This window comes from Catenibacterium sp. CAG:290, assembly GCF_000437715.1.
GTDB lineage: Bacteria > Bacillota_I > Bacilli_A > Erysipelotrichales > Coprobacillaceae > Catenibacterium > Catenibacterium mitsuoka_A.
Window position 1 is genome coordinate 36,592 of sequence record NZ_FR898849.1, and the last position, 10,857, is coordinate 47,448.

The 10,857-nt window shown below is 33.5% G+C and carries 11 protein-coding genes and 1 pseudogene; 11 read left to right on the forward strand and 1 reads right to left on the reverse strand.

Annotated elements, in window-relative coordinates; translation table 11 throughout:
• Nucleotides 1-414: 414 nt before the first annotated feature.
• A complete protein-coding gene (locus QVO42_RS08115; protein WP_287515217.1) occupies nt 415-1,911 on the reverse strand; it encodes a DUF1846 domain-containing protein in 1,497 nt (498 codons plus the stop codon).
• 275 nt (nt 1,912-2,186) lie between these two features.
• Between QVO42_RS08115 and QVO42_RS08120 the strand changes: the two are divergent.
• From QVO42_RS08120 to QVO42_RS08170, 11 genes and pseudogenes are all read left to right on the forward strand, one after another.
• Nucleotides 2,187-3,095, forward strand: a pseudogene (locus QVO42_RS08120) (virulence RhuM family protein).
• A 277-nt stretch (nt 3,096-3,372) separates the two neighbouring features.
• Complete coding sequence (locus QVO42_RS08125) at nt 3,373-3,603, forward strand: hypothetical protein (protein ID WP_022425626.1); 231 nt, start codon at nt 3,373-3,375, stop codon at nt 3,601-3,603.
• Nucleotides 3,604-3,719: 116 nt separating this feature from the next.
• The gene (gene iadA / locus QVO42_RS08130) at nt 3,720-4,784 is read left to right on the forward strand and encodes a beta-aspartyl-peptidase (RefSeq protein WP_022425627.1); all 1,065 of its coding nucleotides are present in this window, start codon (nt 3,720-3,722) and stop codon (nt 4,782-4,784) included.
• Nucleotides 4,785-5,019: 235 nt separating this feature from the next.
• On the forward strand, nt 5,020-5,724 hold the full coding sequence (locus tag QVO42_RS08135) for a TraX family protein (protein WP_022425628.1): 705 nt from the start codon (nt 5,020-5,022) through the stop codon (nt 5,722-5,724).
• Nucleotides 5,725-5,801: 77 nt separating this feature from the next.
• On the forward strand, nt 5,802-6,704 hold the full coding sequence (locus QVO42_RS08140) for an alpha/beta fold hydrolase (RefSeq protein WP_022425629.1): 903 nt from the start codon (nt 5,802-5,804) through the stop codon (nt 6,702-6,704).
• A gap of 15 nt (nt 6,705-6,719) precedes the next feature.
• Complete coding sequence (locus QVO42_RS08145) at nt 6,720-7,364, forward strand: GyrI-like domain-containing protein (protein WP_022425630.1); 645 nt, start codon at nt 6,720-6,722, stop codon at nt 7,362-7,364.
• A complete protein-coding gene (locus QVO42_RS08150) occupies nt 7,357-8,001 on the forward strand; it encodes a cupin domain-containing protein (protein ID WP_022425631.1) in 645 nt (214 codons plus the stop codon). The genes QVO42_RS08145 and QVO42_RS08150 overlap by 8 nt, the downstream gene beginning before the upstream one ends.
• A gap of 232 nt (nt 8,002-8,233) precedes the next feature.
• Entirely contained in the window at nt 8,234-8,788 is a 555-nt protein-coding gene (locus QVO42_RS08155; protein WP_022425632.1) for a DUF5714 domain-containing protein, read from the forward strand.
• The gene (locus QVO42_RS08160; protein ID WP_022425633.1) at nt 8,781-9,179 is read left to right on the forward strand and encodes an arsenate reductase/protein-tyrosine-phosphatase family protein; all 399 of its coding nucleotides are present in this window, start codon (nt 8,781-8,783) and stop codon (nt 9,177-9,179) included. Before QVO42_RS08155 ends, QVO42_RS08160 begins: the two co-directional genes overlap by 8 nt.
• A 245-nt stretch (nt 9,180-9,424) precedes the next feature.
• The gene (locus tag QVO42_RS08165) at nt 9,425-9,739 is read left to right on the forward strand and encodes a DUF2651 family protein (RefSeq protein ID WP_022425634.1); all 315 of its coding nucleotides are present in this window, start codon (nt 9,425-9,427) and stop codon (nt 9,737-9,739) included.
• 64 nt (nt 9,740-9,803) lie between these two features.
• Nucleotides 9,804-10,343, forward strand: coding sequence for a flavodoxin family protein (locus tag QVO42_RS08170; RefSeq protein ID WP_022425635.1), 540 nt, complete (start codon nt 9,804-9,806; stop codon nt 10,341-10,343).
• Nucleotides 10,344-10,857 lie beyond the last annotated feature (514 nt).

Genomic DNA, 10,857 nt, shown 5'->3' on the forward strand with positions numbered 1-10,857 from the left:
GAGCTACACCTATGCCTATTTCACTTAAGAAAGCAAATTAAATATCGTTATGGTATTTTTGCTGAATAAGATTACCCAAAGTAATATTTTTCTTAAACTGAGCGCTACTTATTAAGTATGTAATTAGATTTTAGATTGAGACATTGAAACTAACATAAGAAGTATCGAAGAGATTTCATGAATAAATTATAGGATAAGATTATAAAATAGCAAGAAAATGTCTAGTATATTAAAAGGAATAAATTGCTGGATTTGAACTTAAAATAACAGATATACACAAAACTTATTGTGAAAAAGACTGGGAAGGGTAGTCGGATTGACTGGGTATGAGAAATAAAATCAAAAAAGAGACTTATCTTTTTTGCGATAAGTCTCTTTTTGTTTCTTTCTTCAAAAGATGAAGACTACTTAGGGTTATATACCTTTTTTAGAAAAAATCACAGAATTATTTTCATATTTTGCTTCAAAAGTTGCCTGGATAGAAAGCTTCATAAATAGTTTTCTGTCTACATCGCTGACCATAACAGATGTATGAGCTTGACATCCTTTTAGATTAGGAAGCTGTTCCAATGCTTTCTGAGCATTTGGATCAGAAGCTGCGCTGACAGATAATGCAATCAACACTTCATCCATATGTAAACGTGGGTTTTTGCTTCCAAGATACTGTGTTTTTAAAGTCTGGATTGGTTCAATTGCTGCAGGTGAGATGACTGGCTGACTGTGTGGAATACCAGCAAGCTCTTTGAGTGCATTTAAAAGGAGTGCTGCGCAAGGACCAAGGAGGTCTGTAGTCTTACCTGTAATCATGCGGCCATCTGCGAGCTCTAATGCAGCAGCAGGAGCTTCTGTTTCTTCTGCACGAGAAAGAGCAACGTCAACTACTGGACGATCGTGGACTGTAATACCAGCCTGGTTCATAAGCATCTCGATTTTATATACTTCTTCCTCGGAACATTTGCCAGCAAGAGCGCGTCTTCTTGCATCGTAGTAGCGACGGATGATTTCCTGACAAGAAGCATCTCTACACGCGGCATCATCACAGATACAATTTCCGGCCATGTTAACTCCCATGTCTGTAGGAGACTTATAAGGGCTCTGTCCATAAATGCGCTGGAACATTGCATTGAGTACTGGGAAGATCTCTACATCGCGGTTATAGTTGACTGTAGTCTTTCCGTAAGCTTCTAGATGGAAAGGATCAATCATATTTACATCATTTAGGTCTGCAGTTGCAGCTTCATATGCAAGGTTAACTGGGTGCTTCACTGGGATATTCCAAATTGGGAATGTTTCGAATTTAGCATAGCCGGCGCAGATGCCTCTTTTATGCTCATGGTAGAGCTGGGAAAGACAGACTGCCATTTTACCACTTCCAGGTCCAGGTGCAGTAACAACAATAAGTGGACGAGATGTTTCGATAAACTCATTCTTTCCATAACCTTCATCACTGACAATATGTGGAATATTAGAAGGGTATCCTTCAATCGGATAATGAAGATATACCTTAATGCCAAGCTTCTCTAATTTGTTTTTAAATAAGGAAGCACTCTGCTGTCCACTGTACTTTGTAATAACGACACTTCCTACAAACAGACCATGTTCTTCAAAAATAGACATCAATCGAAGGACATCTACATCATAAGTGATGCCAAGATCTCCGCGTACTTTATTCTTTTCGATATCCTCTGCGCTGATAACAATCACAATCTCAGCCTGGTCGCTAAGCTGCATTAACATACGCATCTTAGAATCTGGCTGGAATCCTGGGAGTACACGAGATGCATGGAAGTCATCAAACAGTTTTCCACCAAACTCTAGGTAGAGCTTGTTGTCAAATTGAGCAATGCGTTCGCGAATATGAGCAGACTGCATCTGCAAATATTTTTCATTATCAAATCCTATGTTCATCATTCTATCCTCTTTCCTATAATCTTATTTTTAAACAGCTCATTCTATATTGAACTAACATTTAAAACTACCGTCTAACAATATACTACGGAATATGGGAAGTTTACAATCTTTTTATAATCTTTTTTATGTTCCTCAATTGTAAAAAGAAAAATGATAAAATAACCATTCGTTCTAGTGCAGCAGAATACTTAACATATGTTGCCTCTGTAGGTAATCAGCAGGACAGTATTGAAATGCGCTATGAAGATGAGAATATATGGTTAACACAAAAGATGATGGCCACATTATATGACGTTAGTTTACCAACGATAAATGCTCATATTAAGAAGATTTATGCAGATAGTGAATTAGAAGAGTCCGCAACTATTAGAAATTTTCTAATAGTTCAAACTGAAGGTTCACGTAAAATCACTCGTAATACAAAACACTATAATCTTCAAATGATTATTGCAGTTGGATTCAAAGTAAATAACGAGAGAGCTGTACAATTTCGTAAATGGGCTAATGATATTGTTAAGGACTATACAATCAAAGGTTGGGTCATGGATGATGAACGTCTAAAAAACGGTGGATCAGTGCTTACAGCAGAGTATTTCGACCGTTTGCTTGAACAGATTCGCGAAATTCGTATATCTGAACGTAGATTCTATCAGAAGATAACAGACATCTATGTCACATCTCTTGATTAAGATCGAACAGTAGCAACAACAAAGCAGTTCTTTGCAAAGGTTCAGAATAAGATGCATTATGCAATTCATGGACATACAGCAGCAGAGTTGATTTATGAACGAGCAGATGCAGAAAAGCCCCATATGGGATTAACTACTTGGGCTGCTGCACCAGAAGGTAAGATTCTAAAAAGTGATGTGACCATTGCGAAGAATTATTTGAGTAAAAAGGAAATGCGTTCTCTAGAACGTATTATATCTGCTTATCTTGATTTGGCAGAGGATCGTGCAGAGCGTCATATTCCAATGACAATGGAAGATTGGTCAAAACGTTTAGATCTATTCCTCATGGCTGATGATAGAGATGTTCTTCAGGATGCAGGTAAAATAACTGCAGAGATTGCTAAAGCAAAAGCCGAAACCGAATTTGAAAAATATCGTATCATTCAGGACAGATTATTTATGTCCGATTTTGATAGGTATATTTTGGAACTAGAAGAGAATGCAAAGAACTAGGATTGTTGCTTTAAAATTTTCTAGTAAATTGTTCACGATGTAGAGATGAATTGTGATCCACTCACAGCATATGTAAGTGATTTTTCTATATATCAAGCTGCACCTGATTCAGAAACTATTGTATTTGATATAGAGTTTTTGAAAATCATTTGTAAGCATATCAAAGTGCATAAATGCTTGTAATATTAACTGGATTTTTTATGAGAAAACTTATTCTTATATTCTTATATTTGTCATTATGATATAATAAAGTTGTCAAAGAAAGTGAGGATCTAATATGAATAATAAAGGTGTTGGTGTTATTTTCTGTCTGATATCCGCAATTCTAGTTTCTGCAAAATACATATCAGCTGCTATGTTCATGAGTAATATTGCTACAAAAGATGCTTCTCTGTTTAAAAAAGGATTAGAATATGTAGGACCATTTCTATCAATTGAAGCCATCCTAGCAATGATCATTGGTATTTTGTTTTTAGGATATGGATTGTATATTGATTCAAAAAAATAATAATACAACATTAGACAAGCACCTATCGTTTCTGACAGGTGTTTTTACACTTTATCTCTAATTCACATGACATGACCAACTTATCTACTATATAATACTCATTGAGGTGAAAAAGTATGAAACTAATTAAAAACATTCAAGTCTATGCACCAGAAGATTTAGGTGTTAAAGATTTATTGATTTCAGATTCTAAAATAGAAAAGATAGATGATCATATCGCATATCCTTATTCTATTGAAACAATTGATGGGACAGGTTGTATCCTTACACCAGGTCTTATTGATCGTCATGTACATATTACTGGTGGCGGGGGAGAAGCAGGCTTTATTTCTCGTGCTAGACCTATTGAAGTCAATGAAATACTAGATGCAGGTATTACTACAGTTATTGGATTATTAGGTACAGATGGCTATACAAGAAACACAAAAGAATTATTTGCGAAGGCTAAAGAGTTAAGTCATAAAGGTGTTCATACCTACATTCTAACAGGAAGTTATACATATCCTACATATACGCTCACTGATTCAGTAGAAGATGATATTGTATATATTGATAGTATTCTAGGTGTTAAGCTTGCTTTAAGTGATCATAGATCAAGTCATATTACTGATGATGAACTTGTTCGTTTAGCTTCTCAAATTCGTACAGCAAGTCTTATTGCTGGAAAACAGGCGAATTTAACACTTCATATGGGTGATGAAAAACAAGGATTAACTCCTGTATTTCATGCATTAGAAAGAGCTGATATTCCTGTTTCTTTATTCCAGCCTACACACTGTAGTCGTAATCCATACTTATTTAAAGATGCACTCAAGTTTGCTGAAATGGGTGGTACAGTTGACTTAACATGTGAAGGTGATGGAAAGACTCTAGAATTCATTAAACAGTTTAAGGATACTTCTAAAGTCACTATTTCTAGTGATGCACAAGGCTCATGGTCTACATATAATGAAGATGGATCTATCAAAGAAATTGGTATTACACCAGTCTCTAACTTAAAGAAAGAATTTATTTCTCTAAAGAATGCATTAGGATATGAAAAAGCTTTACCATTCTTTACTCAAAATGTTGCTCATGTATTAGGTTTAAAAAATACAGGAGTTATTAAAGAAGGTTTTGATTGTGATTTAGTTATCTGGAAAGATGATGAAATCAAGCATATCATCACAAAGAAAGATTAATTTCTTTCTTTTTTTATTCCTGCAAATGCATTAAGCAGAGATTTGGGGTTGAAAGTAAGAGTTGATAAGCCAGAATTATTAGATTTGAATATCAACTGCAATACACTCATTGATCGTAAGAGTGGAATAGACTTTAGTCCTTATATAAGAGAAAGAGTAAAATACTAGTATACGGGTGCTGATTCCTTTGTGAATCAGCCTTTTATGTTATAATGGTTTTGAAAGGATGAGATGTATGAATAATATAAAAGAGAGAATCAAGATATTCTCAGGTGCAAAATTAAAATATATCGCATTTGCCTCAATGCTGATTGATCATTTCAATAAAGCTATTATCTATCCTAATCTAGATGGTGGATTGTTTAATAGAATAAGTGATTTATTTGATATTTTAGGAAGAATTGCTTTTCCAATATTTATCTTTCTTCTCATAGAAGGATACTTTCATACAAGAAACAAATGGAAATACTTAGGAACTCTTTTACTCTTTGGAATCATCTCCGAAGTCCCATTTGATATGTGTACATCGGCTTTGTTCTTTGAACCCAACTGGAACAATATCATGTTTACACTGTCATTTGTACTTGCCATTATATGGGTGATAGATGTATTAAAAAAGAAACTGAATAAACCATTATGGTATGTTGTATCCATCCTCATTGTCACAGTTATGTGTTTTGTAGCTATGAATCTAGGATTAGATTATGAACATCATGCTGTACTTATTGGCTATTTCATGTATCTATTTCATGATAAATATATCTATTCTATACCATTTTGTTATGTGTCAATGTTTAAGGAACCTTGGGCATTACTTGGATTTGGTTTGAATCTCACTTATAACGGAGAAAGAGGGAGACAAAACAAGCTCTTCAACTATTTCTTCTATCCAGTACATTTGCTTATTTTAGGAATAATAAGAATGACTCTTCATATTTAGATACATCATCTAAAGTTCATATTAATTGTGTAGTATTAAATTGTACAAAAAATATACTTGAAACGAGGTAAATACATATGATTATTGAAACACTCTTATCAAAAAGAGATCAATTACCCCTAGAACTAGCTATTATTGAACCAGAAGGAGAGGCTATCGGTATTATTCAATTAATACATGGTATGTCTGAACATAAAGAACGCTATTATGACTTTATGAACTATTTATCACAACAAGGCTATATTTGTGCCATTCATGATCATAGAGGATATGGTGCAAGTGTAAAAGACACATCACATTTAGGATATTTCTATACAAACGATATAACATATATTGTAGATGATGCTTATCTAGTTACAGAATATTTGAAAAACAGATATCCTACATTAAATATCTCTATATTTAGTCATAGTATGGGTACATTGGTTTCTAGAAACTATCTAAAAAAATATGAAAAGCATATTGAAAAGATTGTATTGTGTGGTCCGCCTACAGAAAATAAACTTGTTGATCTAGCATTGTTTGCAGGAAAACTTACTGGATTATTTTATAAAGACTATAAACCTAATAAGATTCTGAATAGATTATCTGTAGGATACTACAACAAAGGCTATACAACTGAAAATGAATGGATCTGTTCTAACTTACAGACTGTGTATGAATATAACACTGATCCTCTATGTGGGTTTACTTTTACCACTAGTGGCTTTATAAATCTTTTCCAACTATTAAAATCAGCTTTTATCAAAGAAGATTGGAATCCACAAAACAGTTCTTTGCCTATATTCTTAATTGCAGGTGTTGATGATCCAGTCATCCAAGGGAAGCAGAAGTTTAATGAATTAGAAGAGTTTTTGAAAGAAGTAGGTTATGAAAATGTCAAGAGTAAACTGTATAAAGATAAAAGACATGAACTACTCAATGAAATAGATAAAGAAATAGTGTATAAAGATGTTCTAGACTTTTTCTATGCTAATTAATACAGGAGGTAATATATGGCTTTTGATTTTAAGAAAGAATATAAAGAATTCTACATGCCTAAAAATAAACCCATGATAGTCACTATCCCTCGTGCTAACTATATTGCGGTAAGAGGACAAGGGGATCCAAACGAGGAAGGTAGGGCTTATCAGAAGGCTATTAGTGTACTATATGCAGTCGCTTATACACTTAAGATGAGCTATAAAACAGATTATAAGATAGAAGGATTCTTTGAATATGTGGTTCCTCCACTAGAAGGTTTCTGGTGGCAGGATGGTATTGAAGGTATAGATTATGACGATAAATCTACTTTTAATTGGATTTCTGTCATTCGTTTACCAGACTTTATTACTAAAAAAGATTTTGAATGGGCAGTAGAAACTGCATCTATTAAGAAAAAGATGGATTGTTCTTGTGCTGAATTTATTACTATTGATGAGGGATTATGTGTACAGATGATGCATATTGGTCCTTTTGATGATGAACCCGTTTCTGTTGCACTTATGGATAAATATCTAGAAGAAAATGGATATATCAATGATCTTTCAAAAGAAAGATTACATCATGAAATATATCTTTCTGATGCAAGAAGAGTCGCACCAGAAAAATGGAAAACAGTTATTAGACATCCCATAAAGAAAGGAGTTAGACATGAATGAAAAAATAGGAGAAGTCTTCTCTATCACAAAGGATAATCAGCCAATACCAGGCTGTACGACTTCTAAAGCAGTAAATGATACACTGTCTTATTTCTTACTTGCAAGAAATACAGATATAAGTGCTGAAATATATCCTTACTATAAGATGATTTATGTCTTGAAAGGTAAGTTGGAAGTCTATGGAAATAATGGCTATACCAAAGTAGTCAAAGCAAATGAAAGTATGATCACATTCACTGATACCCCAATAGGTATAAGAACTAAAGATGGTGTCATATATACAGAAACAATGATTAGGAGGACAGATATTATGAACGAAATGATTAAACCAGGAGAAGTATTTAAACTTGCAGAACTATTACCTTATTCAGAAGGTAAGATTATCAATATGGATATTGTACATAATGAGAAGATGAAATTTGTAGTAATGGCATTTGATGAAGGAACTGGACTTACTGAACATGCAGCACCAGGAGAAGCTATCATCTTCGCATTAGATGGTGAAGGTATCATCAGTTATGAGGGTAAAGACCATGTCATTAAAGCAGGAGAGAACTTCTGTTTTGCGAAGGGTGGCATGCATGCAGTCAAAGCATCTAAACGTTTCAAGATGGCATTACTTCTTACATTAGAATAATGAATATATTACCTAGAACGAGATTCAATGTAGTCTCGTTTTTTTACTTTTTCATTTAATATGGAACTTTGGAATAGAAGCCTTACCTTATTCTTACTTGATAGGGTGGATTGCGATGTTATGGGTTGAAATACCTTTGACGATCCGCATATCTAAGAAAAAATAGAAATAATTAGGGCGATAGAGTAATCCTGTCACTTTTACTATATAATGGAATAAAGGAGGACTTTTCATGACAATACAAGAAAAAGCCGAACGAATCATCAAAGATATAAAGAAAGAAAAGGGAAACAATCCTATACAGATATTTAAAAAAATTGCGGATTATGACTATATCAATATTCATGGACCGGAACATCATATTTTAGATGGAGCATGTTTGCTCGTTGCATTTAAAAATGCAGGTGGTGAAATTGATTTAGATGATGCATTAAACAAAATCATGATAGAAGGATTAAGAATGCCTGGTGCTATGTGTGGTTTATGGGGAGTATGCGGTGCAGTCACATCACTTGGTGCAGCATTATCACTCATTGATCATACAGGACCTTTATCGCTAGATGGTACCTGGGGAGATCATATGGAATTTACTTCAAACGCATTAAAGAACTTAGGTGAAATCAATGGGCCTAGATGTTGTAAAAGAGACGCAATGATTTCATTTAAGAATGCGATTGATTATATCAATGCGCATTATGATGTTACTTTAGAATATGAACATCCATCTTGTCATTATTCAAAACTGAATAAACAATGTATAAAGGAGAGATGTCCTTATTATGGATAAAAAGAAAGTTGCATTTATATGTGTTCATAATTCCTGTAGAAGTCAGATAGCTGAAGCATTAGGACATTATCTCGCATCTGATGTTTTTGAAAGCTATTCTGCAGGAACAGAAACAAAACCAGTTATAAATCAAGATGCTGTTCGTATAATGAAACAGATGTATGGCATAGATATGGAAGAGGCGCAATACTCTAAACTTATAAAGGATATCCCAAAACCAGATATTGCGATTTCTATGGGATGTAATGTAGGATGTCCATTCATAGGTAGACCCTTTGATGATAACTGGGGATTATTAGATCCTACAGGTAAAAGTGATGAAGAATTCGTAAAAATTATTAAACAAATTGAAACTAAAATATTAGATTTAAAGGATAATTTAATGAACTAGTAGGATTCATTATGAAAACTATTTCTCGCTTATTCTCTCTCATATTATGTGTGCTGTTGTTGCTTATAACTATTGTAATATGGAATGGCACATTAAAGTGGGAGGAACGAGTGCTCCAGTTGAAATTGCCTATCTCTATTCGATTCCTTTTTTGATTGGAATTGTCTTGTGTCTGATTGGTGTATTCTATTTTAAGAAAAAATCACGTTAATTTATATAATGTATAATCATAAGGAGATGTAATTATGGATAAAATTAAAAAGAACTGGATCTATTATCTCATTATTTTCATTACTTTCTATCTTATTCCAATATTAATTAAAGATACAGGAAGTGGTATATTTATTCTACTCATTGTCATTCCTCTTATAACACTGTTCACTTCCATTATTTATGGATTAAGCAATAAATTTGATTTCATTTACCCTCTTATTGTCGCAATTCTGTTTATTCCTACATTATTCATATATTACAACACTTCAGCATGGGTCTATGTTATTGCCTATTCTATGATTGCTCTCATAGGAGAACTATTAGGTAAAACACTTCAAAGAAAATAATAATTCTCTTGCCTTGAAGTTCACTTTAGCCTTTAAGCTATTCTTATAGGAAAGGAAGGATGTTATGAGTAAAAAAGTCGTTGTATTATCAACAAGTTTGAGAAGTAATAGTAATTCAGAATTACTTGCGAAAAGTTTTGTAGAAGGGGCAAAAGAATCTGGAAATGAGGTAGAATATATCTCACTTAAAAATAAAGATATTCGTTTCTGTATTGGATGTCTTGCATGTCAAAAACTAGGACATTGTGTCATTAAGGATGATGTTACGGATATTATGGATAGTGTACTTAATGCTGATGTTGTTGTATGGGCTACACCTATCTATTATTATGAAATGAGTGGTCAGATGAAAACTCTTATTGATCGTCTCAATCCAATGTATTCTAAAGATTATAAGTTTAGAGATGTATATCTTCTTGCGACAGCTGCAGAAGAAGGAGACGAAGTCTTTGAAAAAGCTATTACTGGACTAAATGGATGGATTGACTGCTTTGAAAAGACATCTATTAAAGGTACTGTACTTTGTGGTGGTGTATCTAGTGGTGGAGATATATCTAGTAATACTAAACTCAAAGAAGCCTACAATCTAGGTTCTCATGTATAAGGCAGACATTGTGATATTTGATTATTCAATTGCTGCACCATTTATCCTACCTGCAGGAACTGATACAATTATTAAATGCACACTTGCGAACTAGACAGGTCTTGTCTTTATATTTCCGCGTACCTCATAAAAAGAACGTAAGAGTAGAGATGAACTAAAATAAACAGGCATCTATTTCTTATTTGGGAGAGATGAAGCAACCAATAAAGGTATTGTCTATATTGGTAAGGCAGGAGTGCGTAAGAATGGTAAAGGTATAAGACAATTGGATGAAGAATCATAAGCATGAACACATGATGTTCATGTTTTTTTGTTAGTTATAACTAATATATTAATTGTGATATCTATTTCATAGTGATATACTGAATCTGCAAGTTAGTGAATATTACGGAGTGGCAAGGCCACTCCATACGGTAAAATAAGTCCATATGTTACGCTAGAAAAGTCCAGTGAATCCGTTAAACAAGTCCACTATATTAATATAAAGATTTGCACCTCTTGGTTGTAAAATGGA